This is a genomic window from Marinobacter sp., assembly GCF_965229985.1.
GTDB lineage: Bacteria > Pseudomonadota > Gammaproteobacteria > Pseudomonadales > Oleiphilaceae > Marinobacter.
This window is the reverse complement of record NZ_OZ245935.1, coordinates 3561677-3586883: the sequence shown is the minus strand read 5'-3', so window position 1 is coordinate 3586883 and position 25207 is coordinate 3561677. Positions and strand designations below refer to the sequence as shown.

The window sequence follows — 25207 nt, the reverse complement described above, 5'->3', positions numbered from 1 at the left end:
GACCGGCCAGCACTCAGTTTCAGTTAGAAGTCGTCATCTCACGCCACTTCTGGAAACTCGTTTGGTCATGCGATCCTTTGTAATCGCCGTTATCCGAACCGTTTTCCAGACTGACCCACTTCATCCACGCCTCCAGATCGCCATTGAGCGGGTCCTGGAACAGGGCCGGCATTGGCAGCCAAGCCTGGATGTACTTCTCCGGCTCTTCTTTGAAAATGTCACAGCAGTGATCGGAGCAGAACTGGTAGGTTTCCCCTCTGTATTCTGTCTCCCGGTGACACAAAGTGGTGGGGTCTCCGGGCTCTGTGAATACCGTCGGCAACTGGCAGGTTTGACACAACTTCGCCAAACCAAAGTTGTTGAACGGGGACCCGGCCTCGTCCATTTTCTTGATGTGCTCCCAACGGGGACGGTAATACTTGTCAAAAGTGTCCGGGTACTTTTTGGAGAGCCAGTCCATATCCTCATCACTGGGAATCCAGGTATGGAAAGCGGTACCAAAGTTCCACTGGTAGAGTGCCAGCATGAACTGGTGGGACATGTGATCAACCGCCTCACCGGCGTCCTCCCAGCCTTTGGGCGGGCGGATTCCGTAGCGGGCAAGATCGTTGAACAAGGCTCCGCCATTTTCTTCACCATAGATATCCCAGGCTTCCCGCCAGGACATGACCCGCTTCGGCAGCATGTAGTCCATCATGGTGCTTACCAGACCAAGAACCCGGAAGCCCCGCCAGAACCACTTGTCGATCCACTTCTGAACAATGGCGACGTTGTCCGGATCCTGCTCAAGCATGAACTTGATGCACTCCAGGCCGAGAGTCATGTGACGGGCCTCATCCGACTGGGCGGAGAAGCCGAAGGTCACAGTCGACATGTCTCCGTTGTAGGCCGCACCGGACATGAAGGGGACAAACAACAGGTTGGTGAGCACGTACTCGAACGAGAAGCCGATGGCGATCATGAACTCAAACGGCCCGGCCGCCATGGCATCGTCGAAGAATGACCGTGCTACCGAGGTGTACCAGATGCGATCGCGCTGATCCGCGAATGCGTGGAAGCCACTGTAGAACTTGTTGTAGTTCGACATGGCATGGACCTGAGTCTGCGCATGGCGGATCTCGTCGATAGCCTGCATCTGGCAGGCAACCTGAGGGCCAACGCCCGGAAATTCGCGGCCAGCTCGCGCAAAGCCCTTATGAGCGGCATATTCACCCGGGCTGATTGCCTGTAGGAAAATTTTCAGTGCCGAAAGATACCGGGCATCGGTAATCTTTAGGTGACCATTGTTCTGAGCAAAGGCATCGATGATGGCGTAAAACTTACGCTCTTTCTCGGCTTGGTACTTCCAGTAGGCGTCCATGGTCAGACGAAACGGGTCTTCCCATTTGCTCCAATCGTGGACTTTTATCCCTTCATAAGTGGCATAGGGAAACAGGTCCTCTTTACTTTGGTAAGACGGTTCCCAGGCCAGATCCCGGGTCAGGTAGCTGTACTTCTCTTTGAGGCTCAATTTTTTCTTGTTTACTGGGGTATCCATAACTCTATCCTCGGCGTTATTTCCAGCTCAGGGTAAACGTGTCTTCATCTTCATTAAGATGACCAGACATGGTGATCAGGTTTACTTGCAACTCCTGCAAGTCGTACTCCCGCCCTATTTGATCTTCGATGGTTTCCCGGCGGATGATCAGCTCATCCGGTGCATCAATCTTCACCATCGCGGGCTCCTGGTGGACTGTTGCATTCGGGTTATCCAGTTCGATCGCCTCGATAATGGGGCGTGTCTCTTCGTTGGTCTGAAACGCAATAAAAACGGTGGACATGACCTCTCCTTACAAAGCGATACCGGTTTTGGTGATGCGGACTCGGAAGGCGTCCAATTCTTCGGACACCATCTCATCCACGCGCTCATCCAGAACCGAATTAACAATCGGAAGCAATGCGGACACAGCTCTGTCGCTCCAATGGTTGACCCACTCGGTTAAAACCTGTGCATTCTCCGGGGATTCCGCGGCGGCAACTTTCAGCACCCCAGTGGTCCACTTTTTCGATTCGGAGAACCAGTTGGTCATGAACTGGGTCAGCATGGCCACGGCCTGACCACCCTGTGAAGCGAGGTAGTTATCCACTAGGCGCTCATAAACGATCGGGTACAGCAACCCATCCAGAACCACGTTCTGCGCGACAAACACCTCGAACGGATCGCGGATTGCCATGGTGTCCTCGACGTAGCGACGCAGCGATTGCCAGTTGCTGTCGTTCATCCAGGTGTCCTTGCCCTGCTCCAGGGCATCTGTACCGCCCAGCAGCAAACCAATGCGTGAGAGGTACTGCGAAATACCTAGATTATCCATCGCGTGGTACATGCAAGGCTGAGTGAACACGACACCAAAGCCATAGCCACAAACCAGGGTGTTGTTCTGATTTGCCCCCCAGGCAGCGTGACGAAGCGGCACCAGAAGGTTCAGCGCCTTGTCTTTGATATCCTCAGGAAGCATATCCTGAAGGCCCCGCGCTTCCACGAAAGCAAAATTGGCCTCCATGTTTTCCTGCTGACGGGAGCGGGCAAGCGTGTAAGTGCTGTAGTAGAACTGCCTAGGGTCTTTGAGGTCATACCAGTCTTTCATCCGAATACGGGAAAGATTGGGGTCATAGAGCTCTTGTTCAGGATCCCAGGTCGGGCGATAGTGGAGATTCTCCGCCGCCTGAATATCGTAACTACCCTCCTGGTAACGCGACGCTGGTTTATCCCCGAATCTGCGGGCCAGGTGGTCAAAGGTCTTTCTGACCGGTTCGATATTGACGGTTCTCAGGTCAATCTGCATTTTTTGTTATCCTCCGCTGTTTTGATTTCATGAGAGTGATCATGCACTACTTGAAGCGCTTGCCGGTGGCATCCCGAAGGCTCCAGGCAAAGTCCGCCATTCGGTCTTCTGGTCCTGAATCCTCAGCAGGACCCATGGTCTGCACCTGGTTCATTTCACAGAATTCCTCAAACGCGGGTCGTGAAAGGATCATTTCGACAAATAGCTCTGGCTCGCCCACGGCAAAATCGAACTCGACGAAACCACCCGGGCGCTCGCCGGTGATCCGGACATAACGGCGCTCGGTATCCAACTGGGCTGGCGTGATATCTGCCGGATAACTGTCTTCTGTCATTTGCTGCACCTCAACCTCTGGCTCTGGGCCAGTTCGTTTGGTGACATCACGGGCCCTGACGTACAGGGCGGGGAATTTTGATGTCATCTTGTTTTTGTTTATTGCTGTCGGGCCTTGAATGGCCCCGACTCAGGCCATCACACAAAGTGTGCCTTCCACCTTGCAAATGCACCGCTCGTGCCAAGTGTTCAACGCACTGTTTTTTATGGATTTATTACGTATTTCAGGAAGGTGAGCGTTTGTCTTGCCTTACGTTCTCGAACAACTTGCAAGTCTGCCTTACAAATTTGAACAGCCGGATCCGTGCGGAGCGGTTAGGCCAATACTCCACGGTCGAATCAACCCAAAAAGCGGCAACAGGTCTGCCAAACCCGGCATTTTCAGACATAGGAATATTTCGGTGCCTCAACGCAATAGCACCTGTTACAGATTGGAGTGAACCCAAAGAAAAAAGCAGAATGCGGAGGATCAGGAGGAACGGAATATTTAAACGCAAGATGTGCCCAGAAAGCCCCTGTCTGACTTTCGAGCCAAAACCCGGGGCCTCTAGCTCTCCGGGTCTTTCTCAGGGCTGTTTTTTAATCGGTAGGCCAGCTGCCGTCGGGATACGCCAAGCAGCTTCGCTGCGTGGGTAAGATTGCCACCTGCTTTATGAACTGCCATTTCCATCAACATCAGTTCGTGCCGCCCAAGATCAAATCCGTTTTCCAGAAGATTCTCAGCGAGACGCACCTCCTGTTCCGAGGCCTGACTACTGACGATCCCTTCTTGACCTACGGCCACCTCATCATGGGACTCAAGCCCGGAAACGAAGACATGTTCAAGCTCTATAAACCCGCCGTTAGGAGCCAGGAGAACACCTCGCTCAATCAGGTTTTCAAGCTCACGAACATTTCCCGGCCAGTCATATTCCATAAGACCATGAGCCGCCTTGTCAGAAAGGCCTTTGACCGTCTTGGAGTATACCGGAGCGTATTTCGCGATCATCGCGTCGGCCAACAAAGGAATGTCGGATTTTCGATCTCTTAACGGGGGTATCTTTACCGGGTAAGTCGACAAGCGATAATAAAGATCAGATCGGAACTTGCCCGAAGCGATGGCCTCCTGAAGGTTAACGTTAGTTGCGGCGACAAGTCGTACATCGACTTTGATTGTTTTGTCGTCGCCTAACCGTTCGACTTCTCCAGTCTGGATGGCCCGTAGCAACTTCACTTGAGCGGATGGCGATAGATCGCCAATTTCGTCTAGAAATAAGGTTCCGCCGTCAGCGCGTTCGAACCGGCCTCGGCGTGATTCCTCCGCTCCAGTAAACGCCCCTTTTCGGACCCCGAATAGTTCTGATTCGATCAAATCATGGGGAATGGCGGAACAATTAACAGCAACAAAAGGATTTTCAGCCCGGCTACTGTGCTTGTGCAGCCAGTGCGCAAACACTTCTTTCCCGACACCGGTTTCACCCAGCAGAAGCACATTAATCGGGCTGTCCGCAGCACGTTCCAGAAGGTTGAAGGCGTTCCTGAACGCCTGAGACTCGCCAACAAGATCACCTCTGCCGCGCTGGTGGCATAAAGTCTCTCGTAGCGACGACACTTCTTCCTGGAGCTCTCGGATTTCGCGATCAATATTGTCGGGCTTGAACAGCTTGACGTATTCCTGATCTTCCCACTCTTCAGCAGGCTTGCCGACAATCGAACATTTATCATCACCGCAACACAAGCACTGTTCTTCCCGAAAAACAACAAACCGGTTAAAGAACCGTGTTACGTAACCTGATGCGTAACCGGCAAGCGTCCAGCATGCGGCTTCACCGCCTACGCCAAACGCTTGGATGTGAGACTCCGCCTCCCATGAACCCTGCCAATCGACTGTTCCCAAAAAGGATCCGCGCTCCCAGTCGATCTCCGCCTCGGTGATAGTAGCCTTGACCAGCCCCTCAAAGGCATGTAGCTGTGGTCCAATCTGGAACACATCGTACGGTTCGCCAGAGCCGGTAAGCTTCCTGGCTAATTCAGCGTCTCGCTGTCCAGATTCAAACCCCATTCTTAATAGCAGCGCCTTCGCACGCTGTATGCCCAGCGACTGAATCAGTTCTTTTCGCAGGGCACCCAATGCCGACGCATGTAGCAGTAACATGCGATTCTCATCCAGCCAGATGTTGCCTTCTTCAATATTGAACCGAAGGTGGGATCGGAGGTTGAACTGCTCCATGAGTTTTTGCGCTGGCATGGTATCCCCTGGGAACTCAAGCATTCATCCTCGCCACCTTCCCTGTCTCCTCACGGACCCGGCGGGACTTGATTTTATTCTAATAGGTCGACCGGTCTCCCTTCAGCCTTTCGATACAAAGCCAATGTATACCGGCAATTTCAGCTTGTCATCGCTTTCACTCTCGGCACCAACAGAAAGCGGGCAAGAGCGGGCAGCAGTATCAATGCACCCAGCATATTCCAGATAAACATAAAGGCCAGCAGGAATCCCATGTCTGCCTGGAACTTGATAGGAGAGAACGCCCAGGTAAGCACCGCCACACCGAGGGTTACACCCGTGAGAATAACCACCTTGCCGGTAAACAGTAGGGCGCCGTAGTAGGCTTCAGACAATGACTCACCTGCTTTGAGCCTTGCCAACGTAACCGAAAGGATATACAGAGCATAGTCGACACCAATGCCCACACCCAGGGCTATTACCGGCAACGTAGCGACTTTGATCCCGATATCCATCCATACCATCAGCGCCTGACAGAGTGCCGAAGTAATCATCAGGGGAACGACGGCGCAGACCACGGCGCGCCAGGAACGGAAAGTAACAAGCGCCAACAGAATAACCGCAGCGTAGACCAATACCAGCATCTGTAGATTGGCTTTTTCAACCACAATGTTGGTGGCCGCTTCTATTCCCGCATTACCCGCCGCATTGAGAAACTGGATTTTGTCCGTGCTGTAATTCTTCGAGAACGCTTCCGTTACCTCCACCACGCTATTCAGGGTATCGGCCTTATGATCCTTGAGGTATGCGAACACAGTCAGCAAATCGCATTCCTGGTTGAACATCTCCCTCGGGGCCCGGGTAACGATGGCGTTCAGCATGCCCTGAGACTTCGGAATACCCCACCATTTCATGCTACCCTCGTTCATCCCAACATTAGCGACCTTGGCGAGCCCGGCCAGCGACTGGGTGGATTCAACGCCTGGAAGCTGCTTCAGCCGACGCTCAAGCGCATCGACGACCCTGAGCGTGTCGTAATGAGCACATGCATACTGTTCTGTCTTGACCATAACAACATACACATCACTGCTGGCCGCATAGTTTGTAACCATGAACTTGTTATCAAGGTTGTATTGTGAATTGGCCCGAAGTTCCGGCGCTCCCACGCCGGTGTCGCCGATCTTCACCTTGGATCCAACGAACAGCCCCATACCTCCAAGCAACACGAACACCAATATGGTCACCCCGGCCACTCTCCGCTCAGTAAACCTGTCCAAGAACGCCCAGACTGGGTGCTTGGAGTGGTCCTTGTCGTTCAGGTTTGCGAGATCCGCCTGAACGCTCCGTGCCGCAGCATTCGTATTCACACCGGTATAGGAGAGCAGGATCGGCAAAAGAATAAGGTTCGTAAATATAAGTGCAGCTACGCCAATACTCGCGGTAACCGCCAGGTCCTGGATAACCGGGATATCAATAACCATCAGAACCGCGAAGCCAACAGCATCAGATACCAGCGCCGTAAGTCCCGCAATAAACAGACGCCTGAAGGTATGCCTGGCTGCCACCAGACGGTGCGTGCCACGACCGATGTCTTGCATGATGCCATTCATTTTTTGGGCGCCATGACTCATGCCAATCGCGAACACCAGGAAGGGGACCAAAATGGAGTAGGGATCCAGACCAAAGCCCAAGACACTGAGCAAGCCCAACAGCCACACGACTGCCACCATAGAGCAGCCAACGACCAGAAACGTACTGCGCAAGCATCGGGTATAGAAAAACAGTACCAAAGTGCATATGGCGATCGTCAGGGCGAGAAAGATCAGGACCTGTTTCATGCCGCTGATAAGGTCGCCAGTCACCTTGGCGAAGCCGGTGATATGTATGTTTACTCCTTGTGCCTCATACCTATCTCTAAACTCCTCTAACTGTTGGCCAAGCTCGTGATAATCGATTGTCTCCCCGGTGACCGCATTGGTTTCCTGAAGGGGCACGAAAATAACTGAGGATCGGTAGTCCTCTGCGACCAGCTGTCCAATCTCGCCCGAGCGCTCAACATTCTGGCGGACCTGATCAATACTTTCGGCCGATCCATTATAAGCAGAAGGTATTACAGCCCCCCCATCAAGTCCCACTTCCGTTACACCAGACCAGCGTACGGCGGGCGCCCACAGATGCTTCATATACGGCCGATCGACGCCGGGGAGGAGAAAGACTTCCTCACTCAGTTTCCGTAGAGTTTCGAGGTAGTCCTTTTCAAAGATCGTTCCCTCTGGCGCCTCGACTGCGATTCGCAAAGAGTTTTCACTACCGGCCAACTCACTGCGGTTTTCCAGATAGTTCACTATGAAGGGATGATTCGTTGGAATCATTTTCTGGAAAGCTGCATTCATAGTGAGATCGCGGGCTTGAAAGGCCAGAAACACGGTAATTGCCAGACACATTAAAACAACCAGCATCCGGTTATTGAAAAGCAGTCTCTCAACAACATTTCCAGAGCGAGTGTCAAAATCTTCAAGCCGACGAATGATGTCGGTACTAGCCTTGTCGGCGGGCATATTCATGAGTCTATTTGAGCTCCGTGTTATCAAGTTCCAGACGCTTGAGTCCTCTGGCAGTAGACATCACCAAATCACCGCCAGAACTTAATATCAGATCGGTAATAGCAGCATCCGAGGCTTGAGCCATTTCTCGAAACTGTTCGCTCTCAGGAGATTTAAGAAACAAACGACCTGTCACATCCCCAAGGACGATTCCTTTGGGGGTTACAACTCCGGCACTGAATGATGCCTGGGAGCCTGAAGGAATCCTCGACCAAACTCCCCTGTCACCAACCCACACAGTCCCCCGCAACCCAAAGAGAATGACCTGTCCATTCGCAGAGCTGATACCGCCAAAGAAAGTGCCCTGATAATCAATGGGCAATGCCTCAAATCCGTCAGACCCACTAACGGAACCGGAAGTCAGCCCTCGCTCCCCAACGATAAAGGATTTGTTTCCCGGAGCAGTTACGTATTGATAGAGGTGATAGGAGTTCGGGTTAGCTGTTTCCGAAAACGCAGATTCCCAGGTTTGGCCGGCATCTCTGCTGTGGAGAGCAATGCCATAAGCTCCCAGCAGCCAACCCTCTCGCCCCGTTTCCGAAAAATGGACATCCAGAATCGGCTCGTCTCCAGTCAAATAGCTGGCGTTTCGCTTCAAAGCAGTGATTCCGGGCTCCGTCTCTGGCAACGTCTGAAGCGCCTTCTGGATGGTCGCCGCAACCTCCTGGCCAGTCATTGTTTTTTCCCATTGCTGTCCAGCAGTGTTCGTACGCAACACCACGCCCGAGTGACCCACGGCCCAGCCTTCTGTATCAGAAACGAACTCTACATCCGTTAGTGTCACGCTTACCGGAACACGTTGGGCCTGATTCCAGCTTTGCCCGTTGTCATCAGACAGCAGGACGATGCCCTGCTCTCCGACAGAGACCAATCTGTCTCCTGCTCTGGCAACAGCCAGCTGAACAGAGTGCTCAGCGTTTTTGATGTGCATCGCAGGCATTTCTGTCAGATCAGGTAATACCTCTTTGATATCCTGTGCTGAGAGATGAAGAGGAGCGCCCGCCAGCAACAGTGCTGCCAACACCGATAACCGGGCACGCGCAATCAGTGAACTTATTGTCTTCATTGTTATTTCACCTGATATCAACTACAGACAATACGCAGCATTGATTCTGGCGCCCAAATGCGGGCGCCTGCATCGTTGACTCAGCGCATGGCTTCAGCGGCAACGGCGTCGCCCGTAAAGTAGGTTTCGGGTTTGGTTGGCACAACATCCAGGTACTCTTCCTGCAATGCCTGAATAATGCTCAGAGTGTTTGCTTGGAGGTTAAATACCAGTGTTGTTTTAAGCATCGTGGCCGGCACCGTTGGAACAACGAAAGGTGTTGTCATCGACGCTCGCCAGAGGTTGCCCTCAGAGTCGTAACCATCAACCAATGAAATCAGCCAAGTGTCCTCATCAAGAAAGTAAGTTCTCTTGGGAACGGCATGGCGCATACCTTCACGAACAGTGGCCTCGACTTCCCAGACACGATGACGCTCCCAGCGGACCTCCTCCGGATTGGCGTGATAATCCAGATACGCCTCCTCAAGACTCGCGCCAATGAAACCATTGTTGTTGTATGGGATAAGCATTTCTTGCTTACCTACAAGCTTCCAATCAAAGCGATCAAGCGCGCCAAAGAAACCCTGGACTTCATCGAAATAGTTAGCCCCTGAAGCAACGAAGTCTGGCGTATCGTAGGAAACGGTTGGTGCCTGCCGAACCCGCCGCTGTCCAACCAAGTATTGCCAGGCCTGCCTGGACTGGTCCTGATCAATGCTGTCCCGGATCACCAAAGATTCGCCCGCTTTAAAAGGGGGTGCCAGTGTGTTGAAACGGAACATGGCGTATTCGCCACTCCAGCTTTCCGGTGTAACGCCCTCATAGAACTGCGGATACTGAAAGGAGATCTCATTCCGGGTTGCCAAGGTGTGAGAGCCATCGGAGTTGCCGACGATGTTCCTGAAGGTGTACTCGATTGATGGCGCCTCTGTCCTCAACAAGAAGTTCCACATGACTTCAACGCCGCTTTGCGGGATTGGAAAGGGGGTTCCGCCAGCGCAACCTTCCAGGGAATAGCCTTCATCAACCGTTTCACAACGTGTTGCATTGGCATAGGCGTTTTCATAAACCGACTTTGGATGGGCTCCAGTACGATGAGTCGGATAAACATTTAGATAAAAGGTATCCGGATACTTGTCGAGCAGTGCTTTAACGCCTTCGGAAAGCAAATGCTCGTACTCGGCCATGTTTGATCTAGTGACTTTATAAAGCGGCTTCTCATCCTCAAAAATTTCTGCAGGAATATCGCCCATGTGGCGCCCGGTAAGAGGCTCTGTGATACCACCTGTCCATTCGGGAATACTTCCATCTGCATTGCCCGCACGCTCTGCTCCGACTGGAGTTAGCTTATTCTTGAGACTCTCCGCCTTTTCCGCAGAGACTGCCGAATATGCGCTTGTAGCACCTAACGCCAGGGTTGCTGCAATGACTATTACAATGTTGTTTTTTTTCATGACAAGCTCCTCGTTACACCTGCGCGTAACTGATCATCAGAATGTGCGTTGAACAGAGAGAGAGATGAAATCTCGATCACCGTGAAAGTTCTCGTAGGAAAGTTCCGGCACAGCTGTGTCGTATTTGATAATCGAGCCAGCTGCTCCGTAGTAATGGGTGTAGCTCAGCCCGGCCTGCCAGGTTCTCTGGTAATCGGCCGTAATACCAAAGCTCAGGTTTCCACCGTGCTCAGACGGAAAGAGCGCACCGTTGACTGATGAACGGCCATCAACTCCATAGCTGGCACCAATGGGCGTTTTCAGATCTAGCCCAGGGGCTACTTGGAAGTACTCTGGGGTAAAGAGGAACTGGATAGCGGTCGCATCACGGGTGGCGCTGGGATCCAGCTGATCAGGGTTTTCTGAAATACTCAGCCGACGGTTGAACGCCATTTCGGCCAACAAAGAAGCACCATCCCAGAGCGCACTCTCGTTAAAAACATTGATCATCGAGAGATTGGCATGGAAGGTTTTACCAACCGGATAGGCAGGATTGTCACTATTATCCGCAGTCGTATTGCCCGGCAAAATTACGGTGTTTCCCGATGCAACCAATGGCATATCGTCACGAAATGAAACTTCTGCCGCGACGTTTGCCTCGCCAATAAGCGTGCTCAGGCTGGCGCCTACCATTTTAATATCCTCCGCATAGGTGAGGAGGTAATCGCCAATACTACCCGGTTGGACGTTCACGCCAGGTCGAACATAGAACTGAGGCATCTTGTCGTGATATTGAGCCGCGTAGAAGCCGAGGTCGTAGTCGCCCGCTTTTACTTTGATCTGGGCACCAAACTGGCCACTGTCGCTGGCCTCCTGATCACTTCCTCGAAATACTGATTGTCCGGGGCCTAGAATGATTGTCTCGCCACCTTCATCCGCAAAGTCGGCGAAACTGAAGTAGCTCCCGGAAGCCGGCAACTGGGTTTTTCGCCACTCAAACTGGTAATAAGCGCCTACAGAGACTTCAGGGCTTAGCTGTAGCTGGGCGGAGAACTGGTTTATTGGTCGCAGAATTTCCTGGAAACGGGAGTTAGGTACAGACAATGCTTTAACCAGATCCAACGAGGTCTGCCCGGCAGCCACGCCGTTAGATCCAAAGAACAGGCTTTCTCCGTAGAGCTGAGTAAATCGGCCAGCCTTAACGTTCAGACTTTTCTGACCGAGATAGAAGTTACCAAAAGCAAATGCATCGAGAAGCTCTGCGTCCCGCCCGTGAAGTTCTTCTGTCTCATCGGTGAACTCATCGGTATCCACGGATCGTGGGTTATAGAGGGCGCCGCCTAAAGCTCCTGGATTATCGTGTTCGGTGTTGTAAACGGAGTCATACCAAGCCGCGCCACTCAGTCGGAAACCATAACGACGCTTGTAGTTAAAGTTGAACTCTGACAGCAGGTCCAGTCGGTTTGATATCAAACCTTTATCGAAATTCAGATCGCCATCGTTGGTGTTCGCCTGAACGCCAATGCTGTTGTCAGCGACGTTTGGATCCTGATCTTCCACTCGCCAGGCGGCACTGTATTTGAGCGTATTATTCCAGCTCATACGTATGTCGCGATTACCACTGTCGATTGTCATCGCTTCTACGGGACCACATAGCGCGATTAGCGCAATGGCAAACGATGGCCCTAGGCTGCGCGGGGCTCGGTGTGTTGAGTCAGTTGGCTGAAGGTTGTTTTTATCGACCATTTCATTCTCCTCGTATAAAGAGGTTTTGTTTTTGTGGTGTGACAGTCCTGAAAAAGCTGCCTCTATCTCCAAAGTTAATCGCCCATCAGATTACCTTCCAATACTATCCAATAGCCTTTTCCATACCTTTATAGTATGACTTAACCGAGCCATTCGCTTACCCTGAAAACCGGTATGGCAGATCGTTACGGGAAGAGTCAGGTACTGGACAACAGGGCTTCGCAAGCCTCTTTTACGGTTTGATAGGCAGGCCGAACACGAAGGGCCCCCACCTCGCGCACGCGGGCAAACTCGCCCGCCTCCACATCGGCGAAAACCTCGTTTCGAATGCGTCGGTAATCGAACAAGGCAGCACGCAGAGCCTTGATGACTGCCTTGTCCTCGGGCCTATTTTCATTGGCCGAAGTCAAATGCCGGTCTACCACGCTGTCCAATTCATAGATCCGGCTCATATGGGGCGCGGCACTTTCTGGCGCATCGGAATTCACCACCATGATGTTGTGTGCGCGAATCTCTTCCACCGCATCTAGCACCGCCAGCTCCAGACCGCTTTGCACATCCAATTCACTAGCCAGCTCTTTCATCTCCACCAGCTTCAATAAAAGATTTCGTAGATCCTGATTGCATCCTTGAACTTTGGTGTCGATATCGGTGGCGAGCTCTCGAATCGTCCCGCCGGCATCAGCGACTTCGGCTGCCGCTACAGCCTGCTGGCTTGCCAGCTGGGACATATCCTCCACCAACGTCGATACTCGTCTGGATTCATCAACAATTGCTTCCAGCGACTCGCTGGCCTCGGACGCCCCTTCAACCGCCTGTTCGTTTGCCCCTGCAGTTTCCTGCAACTCGTTCTTAAGCGAATGAATAGATTGATTAACGGCCTCAATGATGCCCGCCACATTCGTGGTAGCCTCGGCAGTCCTCCCCGCTAACTGGCGGACTTCATCAGCCACCACCGCAAACCCACGCCCAGCCTCACCAGCTCGGGCGGCTTCAATCGCAGCGTTCAGGGCCAAAAGGTTGGTCTGAGTTGAAATCGTCTCAATAAGGGTCACGATACCGCCAATGTGACTGAGGTGCTCCTGAACCTCTAGAAACTGCCGTTCTGACCGTTCAGCCGATGCCTTGAGGTGGGTGACCCGATCCCGAACCTGAAGGACTTTTTGCTCGCCGCTTTCGGCGTTGGCACACACCCGGGACATCGCTCCGACACTGCCTTCCGCCAATTCGGCGATCCGCTGGATCTGTTCAGCAATTGCTTCAAACGCGGCAATGTCTTTCTGAGCCCGCCACGACTGACGATGACTGTGACCTACCACAGTAGTGAATCCCGATACGAGGGTTCCAGTGGACACAGTCAATTCCCGGGACAGCGTGTGAATGGCCCCGGCCGAACGGATTTTATCCTGAAGGATTTCCGCCAACTGGCTGACCATGTCTGGCAATGCCTGACCTTTCCCCGAATCTCCGGCAGCGAAATGCGACAACAAATCATTCACCAGAGCCCGGGACTCTCGTTCCCGACGGTAGGCCCGAAAAGCTAGCAAAGAGACCGCGATTGTCACAGCGGACAGCACCAACGTTGACATACCCAATTCTCTATTCCGATTACAGACTAGAATGGAAACCCTTAACGCTCTCGATTGCACCGGTCACGCAGTCCAAGTCCTGGCTTTCCGTACCGCCGGAAACACCGATGCCGCCGACCAGGGACCCCTCCCAGTACAACGGCAATCCGCCCCTAATCAGTGTGAAATCAGCACTCCGCAGGAGGCCATCCCGCACACGGGCAGCCTCCTCAGACAGAACCTTTTCGACAGTCTCGGGATCAATACCCAGACCTGCGGCACATCGGGCCTTGCGCTGGGAAAGCTCGGAGGACACCAGAAAGGCTCCAGGCATACGGAGAAATCCCAGCAAAAGCCCCGACGAGTCATACACCGATACGGCAGCTTGAAAGCCCAATTGATCGGCTTGTGCAATAGCCGCATTAAGTAGGTCGATCACTGCGGTTTCAGTAAGTTTCAGGTGTGGCTGAACAAAAGAGTTTTGGATTGTTTGGTTCATGGCAGTACCTCTGGGCACAACAAAAAACGCCATCCTTGGCAAGACAGGCCCTCCCGGGCCTGTTGTGGGGGACATCAACGTTTAGGTTGATTCTTTCTCGCCTCAATTTCTTTCTTACGGAGATCGCTGGCGAACTGCCCGCCAATACACCAATCCTCTGGTTGGACGCGAATACAATGCCCCCTTACTTTTTGGGCATCGACATTAAAAACCGATGCGACTAGGTCACAGAAACTCCGTGCAATTTGCTGCCGTTGCTCCAACGAGCGCCCCTCTAGCACAATGAACTCGAAGAAAAAGGACGCAGGCCCGGGCACCGTTCCTTCAATGGCAACGGATTCAGAATCAATCGGGAAGAAATACACACGAACACGATCTTTCGGGCATTCGAGGATGTGGGCGTAAAGGTCCGAAGCCCTATCAAGAAACGTTTTGACTACCTCCGTTTCCAAAGCACAACCCGATGAATAAAACTTGGCAACTGGCATGATATCCCCCTATGGAAGACCGTGGCGGCGACCGGCGTCCAGCATCAAGGTCGACCCGGTCATGGCACTGGCTTCATCTTGAAGCAACATTGAGACCCCCCAAGCGACCTGCTCAGGAGTGGTGAATGCAGCGATGGAAGATTCTGAGCGCATGCGCTCCAGGACCTCATCCGTGGTGATCCCATCTCGCTCTGCACGGGCCGCAGCAATGTTCCGCAGTCGTTCCGTTTCAGCAGGCCCTGGAGCGATTGTATGGGCGGTAATGCCCCTGGCTCCGTAACCCAGGCTCAACTGACGAACCACATTGAAAAGCGCGGCATTGGCGACACCTGCAGATGCGGCATAGGCTGTAGGTTCCAGGCCGTAATGTCCGGCGATGGCAATGATGCGACTCCCTTCCAACATTCGGTCCTCCGACGCCCGAACCACGCGCAAAAGCCCCCCAACCTTGATGTTTACCGCCTCAATCAAAATCCCTATGTCCGCTTGCGTAATACCTCCAGCGACACCGACCCCAGGGCCGTGAACAACAGCCTTAACAGGACCTACAAGGGCTCCACGAATCTCCTGAATTGAGCTATCAGAACTGACATCTGCGGCACATGTACGCAGTCCAGGAGACTTCTCTGCCAACGAAGCAAGAGCAAACGCGTCGCGGGCGACCGCCAACACATCGAATCCTTTGGCCAGAAGACTCCCAGCGATGATTTGCCCAAATGCGCCCGTCGCGCCGACGATGATAACGGTGGGTCCTGTCGAGGTTTGCCGCAGCATATAGCTCCCGTTTTCTTTTTGTCAGGGAATAGAAACCTACTCTGGAACAATTTGTTCCCGATTGACTTGAGTCTAGAAACGCCACAACATACCGTCTAATACCATTTAGAAGGCTTTGTGATACCTTTAAAATATAAGCTAGGGGAGGGGGTATCAGTATGGACCTGAGAAAATTGCGATATTTCTTAGCGGTTGCTGAAGAACGGAATCTCGGACGCGCCGCGGCTCAGTTACATATCTCCCAACCGCCACTGACCAGGCAGATCCATCAACTGGAAGAAGAGCTTGATGTTCAACTGTTCAACCGCACTCCAAAAGGCATGGAGCTAACCGAAGCTGGTGAACTACTCGCCCAAGAGGCCCGCAATATCTTTTCACTGGTGCAGCAGGCCTCAGAGAAAACCCAACGAGCAAGCCAAGGTCGTCTCGGTCGGCTTGACGTAGCCGTTTTCGGTTCCGGCGTTCTAGATACTATTCCCCGGATTCTCCTGCAATTCAAACAGGACTATCCCGAGGTAAAAGTTGTTCTGCACACGATGGAAAAGGAAGAGCAAATCCAGGCCCTGAGGCAGCACCGAATTACTCTCGGCTTCAACCGGATGCTTAAACCGCTGCCCGATATAACAACAGAATTGGTAAATCAGGAGCGACTTCTGCTAGCTGTAAATGCCAATAGTCCCTTGGCTACTCAACCAGTTATCAGATTCCGAGATTTGGCAGATCATCCGATGGTGCTTTTCTCATCCAGCGGCCGCCCTAACCTGGTAGATAAAGTCATGTCCCTTTGTTACGCGGCTGGCTTTACCCCAGAAATAACGCAGGAGGTTGGCGATGTCGTGACTGGGGTCGCATTGGTCGCAAGTGGCTTCGGAGTGTGCTTAGTTTCCCAATCGGGTTCGACTCTTTCGCTTCCAGGCGTCGTCTATCGAGAGATTTCGGATCTCCCTAAGGAGGCCACCATCGACCTGTCCTGTGTTTACCGAAAGGATGATAATTCGCGACTTCTTAACTCGTTTCTGATTACGCTACGAAGATTTAAGGAAGAATTTTGAATGAGAGTCTGCAAGACTTGAAGGCTTTAGATCATTATTACTTTAGTGGCAAGCCTCCAATAGCCTTATAAATCTCTCACGGGCACAGGTTGGAGAGATCTACGATTATATAGGCGATTTAATAACCCTAAGGAATGCTTTCCGCACCATGGGCAAGGGGTTCTCACATTGCCCAAATTCTCTGTCGTCCAAGCCAGCAAAATCGAGGCTTTTCCACTTTATGCAATCAGGATCATGGAAATTAGCTAGGTAGGTATTCCATGCTGAAGCCTACCTATCAATATTCTCAACTTGGAAATGCCCTCTTGACTCTGCAAGGCTTCTCTTGGAGTTATGTAATTCAATCCACGAACCTTTTTAAGAAGCCACCTATCGACTTCGTTGGAATCATGGGAGAACAACTCCAGCACCTCCGCATATGCTTGCGCCTGGAGCTTTTCAAATTCTTCTGTGTTCATTTCCACTCCCCGTAGGGTACCGAGTCAACGGTGGATTCTGGGCTGTAAGATGCGGGCATCTTACGACTCTCCGGTTTTTTCCGCGGATACCTTCAGCAAGGTTTGGGCCCAACGCAGTCTTCCTGACAAGCAACTCAAAAGATGCTCCTGCCCGCATACCGACAAGGTATCAAATGCTCTTCTAAAAGCGTTAGCCTGCAGCGTTGCATCCTTTCGCCCCGCGTAAACAAAGGCGCCCCATAAACCGGCAACCATACGTCTTTCCGCTTCCGGCAAGCTGGTTAGGCCAATGCATGCTGAAGCGTATGCTGTGCTGTATTCGAACTCGATGTTTATTTTTCCCAGCTTAATAGCCCGAATTGGCCTGGTCGACAGAAACCGATACTTCATCGGCACTTGGGTTGATGCTCCAATTTCATTCAGGATTTTCGCCCCACAAGGAACAATGAAAACATCTCGGTTCCTCTCTATCGCTGCAACAACTTTCTCCGGAGAGGCCGATACGGGACCAAATCTAGTGAACTTTGGCCGCTGCCATAAACCATGACTGATGTACTGTACTTCTCCTTTTTTCGCCAAACGCTGAAGAGCTTGAGACACTCGATTCTCCTCAACCCCAAGATGATGGGCGATATCGTTTCGTGTGAACACGCTGGCATCTGGGATAGCGTTCAGGTAGCTCTCTATGGAGTTGGAAATCGTCATACCTTCCAGTCAGCAAAACGTCGAGTCGAATGGTATTAGAGTATGGCATTTCTCAAGCGGCTGAACTCGTCTGACCACCGACTAATTCAACATTCTGCCGGCCCCGCATTTCAGGTGAGATTGATGGTATTATTTGGGGCCGGCCGCCGACTGTGCTCCCCATCTATTGGGGCTAACCAATGGTCATTTTTAAGGAATCTGAAATTCTCACTTTGTGCCCAAACTTTTAGGCATTATGTGGGCTTATTCGTTCAAGACCGCCTCGCTCTTCTCAAAAAAATTCCCACGAAGGCAACAAGTTACACCTATTTAGACCGTGGCCGGCCACTTTACGTTATCTACCGGGGGTGCTCTCCGGAGGAAAGGTCATAGGTTCGAATCCTATCGGGCGCGCCATTATTTTCAAAGGCTTGCGTGAAAACGCAGGCCTTTTTTATTTGGCTGTGTCCAAATTGTGTCCATGGTGTGTCCGCATGGATTCGGAAGTGAATTGAGGTGGTTGCAACCTGACCTTTGCACTGAATGAAACCAAAGCGCAGCTAGAAAAGAGGACCCCATGAGAATGTTGGCTTAGGTCGCAAAGCGAACATTCAAGATGGCCGATCAACGCCTAAACTCACCCGCCGCTTTAGCGGTGGACTTCCCCCAAACAACTGTTAGGTCCGCGAAGGGGCTCCGAGAAAGCTGCCCTTGATCTCGTACTTCCCTCCAAATCCGTGAGGGCCTTTCCAATAAATCGATAAAAGCTTGGTTAAACGACGACCATAGGCAGCCATCAGCCAGTCATATTTCTCCCAAAGCCCCTCGTCGAGAGTAGATGGCTGAGCACTGTTCTCTTTGCTCAGCGCACACGGATATCTAGCCCATGATTCACTGCCGTCTTCAAATGCCTTCAGGGTGCCCCGGCCCTTCGTCTTGTATGGGATGATAGTAGATTTTGCTGCAAGAACTGTAAGTTTGTGGGACTTCAAAAACTTTGAAAGCTTACCGTTAGAAATCCAACCTGGGTTCTCGTAAACCAGAAATGCCTTAACCGCGTTTTCGAGAGCAAAGGATGCTAGGAGGAACGTTGATCTGTTCGTATTATCCCAGCTGGCCTTGTTTCCGGACCTATAATCATGATGTGTGAGGTGTCCTTGGCCAAAGTTTTGCCTCAATTCGACAGCCTGCTCGTGCAGGTCGTCAGCAACCAAGAACCAGCTGTGTGGACATGCGAATTCTACGAATTCCTCATTGGTCATCATGTTCCCTGATGTCTGAGTAACAGACTAAAGCCGCTCAGCACGCGTGGCTGCGGAATGGAGGAGAAACTGCATGTAGTAGACGTCACCATGACCGTGTTGTTAGCGAAGGCCTCAGGCTCACGCCATTATTTTGCCTTTGCAACCAGTTTAGATTTGATCTCTGGCTGTGGCGGATTATTCCTTAGGCACTTTTCAATTTGCTCCGCCAATTTCCGACGCTGCTTTCTGTTCAAATACCAAAACTTTCCGAAAGAGTCCTTAGCGAAGAATCTATCGAATTTGTTCAAGTGCAGCTGAATTGATGGCTCACATAATTGTATTGGTTCAGAAGGCTGAAGCAATTTTGGTGTTGATGATTCGCCGAGGAAGCAAACAACAACCTTATCGTCCTCTTTGTATAAAAACCCAAAGGAAACCATCCATATAGGCCCAGCACTGAGGTTCGTGACAGTGAGCCCGACTGAGTGCTCATTAGTTCTACCACTTGTAACAATCGATGTCTCAAGCTTTAATTTACGCCGGTTCAAAAAAGGCTGGTAAAAGAGAGCAACAAGTACCGCTAAAAAGGTCGAGATAGCGCTTATCGCTGTCCAGTCGATCTTGCTGAGCTCGAATGTCACCACTTCCTCCAGTCAGTAAGTCCCTAACGCTTGCAGCGTGTGCGCCCATGGAATGGAGCCGAAGGCGCAATGTAATGGGCGTCGACATGCCTGCAATGGTTAGCATTTCTAGCACCCTTTTCGCTCATCCCAAGTTTCCAATACAAATAGCGCCATTGTGTGCGCAGCATGGATGGCAAGACGCGCATGGCGAGGTTTCAAGTTATAGACTTTACGCCCCTCCCCATGTGCAGAACTGGCATGTGTTCTAAAAGCACCAATTCCATCAACAACAGATAGCATACCTGACAGAACTTTCTTCAAATCTGTGTCCTGTATTGAACCTGGCTCAAAACCCAGGTCAGAACGAACAATTTTCCAAACGTTCTGCAAATCTTGTTTCAAGGGCATCTGCAACTTTTCGTCTTCGATGTACGTTTTAAAAATTGATTCCAAAATGTTACACGCCGCTGATACCGCTTCTCTGGGTTCAGAATTAACGTTTGCGAGGGCCCGCGTAAATTCGGCATCGATGGAAGGGATATCCCTTCCTTCTATCAGATCGCCCAGTGACCGACTTGGCGCAGAACTACCATCTGAAACAATCCCGCCGGTGAGGTATGTCAGATTACAACGCGTAAGTATGGCTTCTAGCCTTGCTTTGAATTCTTTCTTGGCATCGACTGTTGGCGCGCCAAACATTGAGCGCGACTCTCCAGCATCCGGCAGTTCCATGTAGCACTCTATGATTCGGCCCAAAACCGTAAGTGGTTGGCTCGATTCCTTGTTGACTCTGCGCAGCCAAGCTTGAACTTTGACTGGTTTAGAACCCTCTGGTGGCTCCCCTGGAGCCTCCGCGTATGAGAACAGATTATCCAAGCTCGCATGGGTTTCCATGTCAGGTATGTTCTCAGACAAGACAGCTATCACGGGTGCCGGTATTGCTTTCCTCATAGTCCAACTCTTGTTGGGATGAAAATGCCAACGTCCGCAGCATGCGCGGCTTTGGAATGGAGCCGACGGCGCAATGCAAGGTGTGTCGCCGTGCCTTCACTGGTTAAAGAATATCTTGTTCTGGCTCAACATCATCCCTTGTTCTAAGTTGTGCCCAAATTTCTGAAAGCATAGCGCGCTCCGCTGCTTCCATCTCCCTAGTTACCTTCGCATGGACGATTTTGAGTCCCTCGGAAAGACTAGCGGTTAATTTTAACTTCCTTTTTCGACTTACTCGCTGCTTGAATTCCTGCGCTAACCAATCGTTGAGATATGACTTATTCTTATAAATGACTCCAAAATCAGTGTCGCGGGTAACGATAACCACGTCTTTGCCGCTGTCTATTGAGCACTGGATCAACCATTCCCAGTTGATAGAATCTCCATATGACGTCTCACTCTTTTTTCTCGGAGGATAACCTAGTGAAAATCTCTTCCGCGCCAATCTTCGAATTGCAAACCTTCGCTTGCCCTCTCGGTCAAGGTTGTATGGGCTTTTGTGCTTGAATACACGTTGAAGGACTTTATAAACTTCGTCTTGAGTTCCGGGCCGCTCCAAAATTGCCTGAATTTTTTCTGTAAGTATTTTTTGTTGTTTTACTAACTCTTTTCGGTGCTTATCGATCATTCCGGCTGCTTGAGTTTCAGATACGAGGGCAGGTGCACTTAACTTTCCCCAGTCAGGAGCCCCGAACTTGCCCAGACTCTCCAGAATCACGTGCTGCCGGTTCTTTTTGTATTCCATCTCGACCTGAGATCCGAGGATTAGCCTATCTCTGCACGCCTCTATTTGTTCGAGAAACTTCATGCTCACATCCGACTTTCGATCTCTATAGAAGTCCAGAAGAATATTAGTATCGATAAACAGCAACGCATCCATTTCATCTTTTTTCTTCCTAGCCACTCGATCTCCTATTGTTCTTTAACCAGCAATTAGGCAGCGCGTTTCATAATTACAGAAATTTGACTGCGTCATTATTTACTGATTTTGAACTGTCAAAAACGCCGCACATGAATCGACAAAACAATAGCTTAGGCCAGCCCGGACATTTCTGCCATGCCATCTTTCAGCATCTGGTATTCGCTGTGCCAGTCATACTGGATGAAATCGCTGTGATTAGTGTGGAGGCTCTGGAGAAAAGCCCTGACTCGAATGTCCGCTTTTGTTTAAGAAGCGGAAGAATCCTGCTCGAACCGGTACGTTAAGAAAGGCCTCTAGATGACAACGCTCTGCCGGAAATCATGCGAACAGATCGCATGATTGCACCTACTCAAATCCGTACCTAAGCCAACAAGCAGGGGCACCAGTCGAGGCCCTAGGGTAAAGCTGAGCTGAGCTCACCTCGACTTTGATCCAGCTGAGCACTCTACATTAAGCGTTCAACCTCACCAGTTATTACGTTCTCGCCCGCGTATCCTCCATGGGACTCCCAGCTTTGGGGGAAGGAGCAATCTGTGCAGGTCGGCAATGCTCGATAAAAAGACTCCGTGGTTTCTGACTGAGTAAACCCACTTGTAATCTCGCATGCCACTTAACGATTTCTTAAAAAATAAAACCCAAAAACTGCGACAAAATGTCGCACCTCGATACTGGAAACTACCCACAGGACGTACGTATATATTTCTGTAGCCTGTGCAACTTTTCACTACACATAAGGACCTCGCGTTCATGGAGAAACAGAGTGGCCGGTAGATCTCTGGTACCGGGAATCTCAGCGCCGAAGCTCGAAATTGATCGTCAATTTCCGACCGAATTCACTGACAGTGTTGCCTCCATGCGGTGGGACGCTACAACAGAAAAAGTCCTCGTAAACGAGGCATTCAAGGGTCTTTTGGGGCCTTCCCACAGGAGAACTGGAGTTAACCTGTCGGAATTGATGACCCCACCAGACATCTCAAAGCTTCTCGAAAAGCTGGATCCGAAAAGGTCACCGGTTGCTCATGATCACGGCACATTTTTGTGCCGACTGATAGGGAGCAACGAGAAGATCCTGTGGCTAGAGACAACCGTCTGCGAGTGTTCAGCGAAGGAGGGAAATTCGTATCGGTATGCAACGTTCAAAGATGTGACTGACAGGCTAACCAAAGAACTGTTTTTCGAAAACTTCGCCGATTCATTACCTGGCATCGTTTTCTCTTACACAGTTTACCCGGATTCGAGTCATTATTTTTCTTATATCAGCATAAAAACCAAAGAGTTTTTCGGTATTGAAAACAAGGAATTTCTAGCTAATCCGGACCTGGCGTTCGATATTATCGAGCCCGAAGACCTGCCTTTTGTTCGCGAGAGGTTGGCCGAATCCAAGCGCACGATGACTCACTGGAAGGCTGAGTACAGAACGACTGTCAAAGGCAAAACTCGGTGGTTTGAGGGCACTGCCATTCCAAAACTGCAACCAAACGGTAGTGTCACTTGGAATGGGATTACGATCGCCATCGACGACAGGAAGAATCTTGAGCTTGAGCTAAAAGAAGTAGCGAGCAAGGACTACCTGACCGGAATTTTTAATCGCCGATACCTCAGCGAGTTCCTGCGCGATCAGTCGGAACGCTTTGATCGCTACCAAGAACGTTCGAGCGTGATCCTTATCGACATAGATAACTTCAAGGCAATAAACGACGAACATGGCCATGATTTCGGTGATCTGGCCCTGCGCCAGTTTTCTGAACTGGTGAGCAAAAACGTCAGAAAAGTCGATACGTTTGGTCGCATGGGCGGCGAGGAATTCCTGATTGTTCTGCCCAATACCGGTATTCAATCTGCTCTTAAAGTCGGGAAGAAAATACTTAAGAAAACCAGGTCGAAACTGAAGGCGATCAATGGCATAGACGTTGCACTGACATTCAGTGCGGGCATCTCTGAATTTTCCGCTGTTCAAAGCAGTGCAAATAAAGTCCTCAAACGCGCAGATCAGCTTCTTTATGAAGCAAAGTCTGAAGGAAGAAACGGCATAAAAACTGACGGGTAACTTGCATGGAAACGATTTCTGACATTGCACTTCAATGCTTTGATTCTTCGAACAGCGGAATTGTGATCAGCAGCTGTTTAGAGGATTTTCCCATCATCTACTGCAATGATGCCTTTTGTACCCTTACCGGGTACGAACGGCCAGAAATCATCGGCGAGAACTGTCGCTTTCTTCAGGGAGAGGAAACCAATCAGACCGTCGTCGGTTCCATCAAGTCTGCGATTGCGCAAAGCAAAACCCATCGTATCGTCATCAAAAATTACAGGAAGGACGGCGCGGCTTTCTGGAACGACCTTTATCTGACACCGATTCGCAACGCCCAGGGATCTGTGACTCATTACCTGGGCATCCAGAATGACATTAAAGATTTGGATCGCAATAACAGGAACGTTCCGTTTCACTTTCCATACGATGACCTGACTCAACTACCGACACCCGCTATGGCAGTGGAACTCATAAAAATGAGAGCCATGAATGAGCCTGAAAGCCGGGTCTCCATTTCCCTGGGTACGATCAGCATCAACGGCTTGGCGAACCTGCGCGGATTTATGGGTAACAGTGCAGCCGACATGGCCATTCTCGAAATTCGTGACCGACTGCAAGCACAACTCGACGAGTGCGCAATTCTGGCGCGTGCGGGAGAGGGCGAATTCATCATCATTGTCCCGTCGGAGGAAGGTGAAGACAGCTTCGATAAGACTTTAGAGCGTCTTTGCGAGAGCACTCTGAGACCGGTCAGGATTGATGGGCAGATGTTCCAGCTTACCTTCAACGGCGGCTTCATTAGCAGGCTGCCCTATTCTCTGATTGACGAAAGCACGCGCTTTTGCAGTTTTGCTTTGGCTCAGTCGCAGGACGAGGGTCGAAATCGCGTAGTTGAGTTCACCGACAGTGACTTGAAGCGTGCCCAGGCTGATCAGCTCCTGGCAGGACATATACCGACGGCACTTCAAGAGGAAGAGTTTTACGTTGCCTACCAGCCCCAGCTACATCTTGAGACTCGGGAAGTCGTTGGGTTCGAAGCCTTGGCACGTTGGGAACACCCGGAACACGGCATTGTATCGCCCGGGCGCTTTATCCCTTTGTGTGAGAACTCGGGCTACATCAATGCGCTAACGCTCAATCTTTTGGAGCAAATCTGCCATGACCTACCAGATATCTGGGAGCGGTATGGCGACATCAAGGTTTCTCTGAACCTGTCACCCTTCTCACTGCTGGACAGGGAGTTCATTCAAGCGTTTATTGATACCGCAACCGCTATCTGTGATGTGCAGGGGAAAGTCAGCATCGAAGTCGTGGAAAATCTCTCAATCGACGGATACGAGTCGGCAGCGAAGAACCTGGCTGCCCTACGAGAGGCGGGCTTTGACATCATTCTCGACGACTTTGGCACCGGGTACTCCAGCCTCTCTTATATCAGAAGCTTGGGAGCGTCAGTTGTGAAAATCGACAGGGAATTTGTCATGAATCTGAACCAGTCCAATCATGATGATCTTGCCATCATCCGCTCTGTTGTGTCTCTTGGGCAGCAATTCGGTTTCGATGTAATTGCCGAGGGCATTGAATACGAAAACCAGGCAGCAATCCTCCTTGAGGAGGGTGTCACTATCGGCCAGGGCTATTTTTTCTCCAAGCCACTAAAAATCGCACACTTTCTTTAACCGACGATC

Annotated in this window: 22 protein-coding genes; 3 read left to right on the top strand and 19 right to left on the bottom strand. The window is 51.1% G+C overall.

The features are described 5' to 3' along the window. Positions 1–19: 19 nt before the first annotated feature. The 13 genes from ACO06L_RS16335 to ACO06L_RS16275 all read right to left on the bottom strand — a co-directional run bounded on the left by ACO06L_RS16335 (position 20) and on the right by ACO06L_RS16275 (position 15517). Positions 20–1537 (bottom strand): YHS domain-containing protein, encoded by a 1518-nt coding sequence (locus ACO06L_RS16335; RefSeq protein ID WP_202348809.1) that lies wholly within the window; start codon positions 1535–1537, stop codon positions 20–22. A 16-nt stretch (positions 1538–1553) separates the two neighbouring features. After that, positions 1554–1820 (bottom strand): MmoB/DmpM family protein, encoded by a 267-nt coding sequence (locus ACO06L_RS16330; protein WP_202348810.1) that lies wholly within the window; start codon positions 1818–1820, stop codon positions 1554–1556. Between the two features lie 9 nt (positions 1821–1829). Beyond that, positions 1830–2822 carry an aromatic/alkene monooxygenase hydroxylase subunit beta gene (locus ACO06L_RS16325; protein ID WP_336143841.1) on the bottom strand — a complete coding sequence of 331 codons (993 nt, stop codon included), beginning with the start codon at positions 2820–2822 and terminating at the stop codon, positions 1830–1832. Between the two features lie 46 nt (positions 2823–2868). Next, a complete protein-coding gene (locus tag ACO06L_RS16320) occupies positions 2869–3156 on the bottom strand; it encodes a phenol hydroxylase subunit (protein WP_202346538.1) in 288 nt (95 codons plus the stop codon). Between the two features lie 546 nt (positions 3157–3702). Then, on the bottom strand, positions 3703–5382 hold the full coding sequence (locus ACO06L_RS16315; RefSeq protein WP_202346537.1) for a sigma-54-dependent Fis family transcriptional regulator: 1680 nt from the start codon (positions 5380–5382) through the stop codon (positions 3703–3705). Between the two features lie 140 nt (positions 5383–5522). After that, positions 5523–7925 carry an efflux RND transporter permease subunit gene (locus ACO06L_RS16310; RefSeq protein WP_202346536.1) on the bottom strand — a complete coding sequence of 801 codons (2403 nt, stop codon included), beginning with the start codon at positions 7923–7925 and terminating at the stop codon, positions 5523–5525. A 4-nt stretch (positions 7926–7929) separates the two neighbouring features. Next, positions 7930–9030, bottom strand: a complete 1101-nt coding sequence (locus ACO06L_RS16305) for a YCF48-related protein (RefSeq protein WP_202346535.1) — start codon at positions 9028–9030, stop codon at positions 7930–7932. Positions 9031–9110: 80 nt separating this feature from the next. Next, entirely contained in the window at positions 9111–10463 is a 1353-nt protein-coding gene (locus ACO06L_RS16300) for a DUF1329 domain-containing protein (protein WP_202346534.1), read from the bottom strand. 36 nt (positions 10464–10499) lie between these two features. Then, positions 10500–12188 (bottom strand): DUF1302 domain-containing protein, encoded by a 1689-nt coding sequence (locus ACO06L_RS16295; protein WP_202346533.1) that lies wholly within the window; start codon positions 12186–12188, stop codon positions 10500–10502. A gap of 197 nt (positions 12189–12385) precedes the next feature. Beyond that, a complete protein-coding gene (locus tag ACO06L_RS16290) occupies positions 12386–13777 on the bottom strand; it encodes a methyl-accepting chemotaxis protein (protein ID WP_202346532.1) in 1392 nt (463 codons plus the stop codon). Between the two features lie 19 nt (positions 13778–13796). Then, complete coding sequence (locus ACO06L_RS16285; RefSeq protein WP_202346531.1) at positions 13797–14255, bottom strand: GlcG/HbpS family heme-binding protein; 459 nt, start codon at positions 14253–14255, stop codon at positions 13797–13799. A 74-nt stretch (positions 14256–14329) separates the two neighbouring features. Continuing rightward, positions 14330–14743 (bottom strand): tautomerase family protein, encoded by a 414-nt coding sequence (locus tag ACO06L_RS16280; RefSeq protein WP_202346530.1) that lies wholly within the window; start codon positions 14741–14743, stop codon positions 14330–14332. 9 nt (positions 14744–14752) lie between these two features. Next, complete coding sequence (locus ACO06L_RS16275) at positions 14753–15517, bottom strand: SDR family NAD(P)-dependent oxidoreductase (RefSeq protein ID WP_202346529.1); 765 nt, start codon at positions 15515–15517, stop codon at positions 14753–14755. 158 nt (positions 15518–15675) lie between these two features. Between ACO06L_RS16275 and ACO06L_RS16270 the strand changes: the two genes are divergently transcribed. Next, positions 15676–16569, top strand: a complete 894-nt coding sequence (locus ACO06L_RS16270; protein ID WP_202346528.1) for a LysR substrate-binding domain-containing protein — start codon at positions 15676–15678, stop codon at positions 16567–16569. A gap of 245 nt (positions 16570–16814) precedes the next feature. Here ACO06L_RS16270 and ACO06L_RS16265 read toward each other — a convergent pair whose 3' ends face one another. The 6 genes from ACO06L_RS16265 to ACO06L_RS16240 all read right to left on the bottom strand — a co-directional run bounded on the left by ACO06L_RS16265 (position 16815) and on the right by ACO06L_RS16240 (position 21472). Further along, positions 16815–17027, bottom strand: coding sequence for a DUF2384 domain-containing protein (locus ACO06L_RS16265; RefSeq protein ID WP_202346527.1), 213 nt, complete (start codon positions 17025–17027; stop codon positions 16815–16817). A gap of 60 nt (positions 17028–17087) precedes the next feature. Next, on the bottom strand, positions 17088–17732 hold the full coding sequence (locus ACO06L_RS16260) for a DUF6088 family protein (protein WP_202346526.1): 645 nt from the start codon (positions 17730–17732) through the stop codon (positions 17088–17090). Positions 17733–18388: 656 nt separating this feature from the next. Further along, complete coding sequence (locus ACO06L_RS16255) at positions 18389–18976, bottom strand: hypothetical protein (protein ID WP_202346525.1); 588 nt, start codon at positions 18974–18976, stop codon at positions 18389–18391. Between the two features lie 125 nt (positions 18977–19101). Beyond that, entirely contained in the window at positions 19102–19596 is a 495-nt protein-coding gene (locus tag ACO06L_RS16250) for a hypothetical protein (protein WP_202346524.1), read from the bottom strand. 108 nt (positions 19597–19704) lie between these two features. Further along, positions 19705–20310, bottom strand: a complete 606-nt coding sequence (locus ACO06L_RS16245) for an abortive infection family protein (RefSeq protein ID WP_227715704.1) — start codon at positions 20308–20310, stop codon at positions 19705–19707. Positions 20311–20632: 322 nt separating this feature from the next. Then, positions 20633–21472: a PIN domain-containing protein gene (locus ACO06L_RS16240; protein ID WP_202346522.1), complete on the bottom strand. Its 840-nt coding sequence runs from the start codon at positions 21470–21472 to the stop codon at positions 20633–20635. A gap of 778 nt (positions 21473–22250) precedes the next feature. Between ACO06L_RS16240 and ACO06L_RS16235 the strand changes: the two genes are divergently transcribed. Then, the gene (locus ACO06L_RS16235; RefSeq protein WP_202346521.1) at positions 22251–23537 is read left to right on the top strand and encodes a sensor domain-containing diguanylate cyclase; all 1287 of its coding nucleotides are present in this window, start codon (positions 22251–22253) and stop codon (positions 23535–23537) included. A gap of 5 nt (positions 23538–23542) precedes the next feature. Beyond that, positions 23543–25198 carry a putative bifunctional diguanylate cyclase/phosphodiesterase gene (locus ACO06L_RS16230; protein ID WP_202346520.1) on the top strand — a complete coding sequence of 552 codons (1656 nt, stop codon included), beginning with the start codon at positions 23543–23545 and terminating at the stop codon, positions 25196–25198. The last annotated feature ends 9 nt before the right edge of the window (positions 25199–25207 follow it).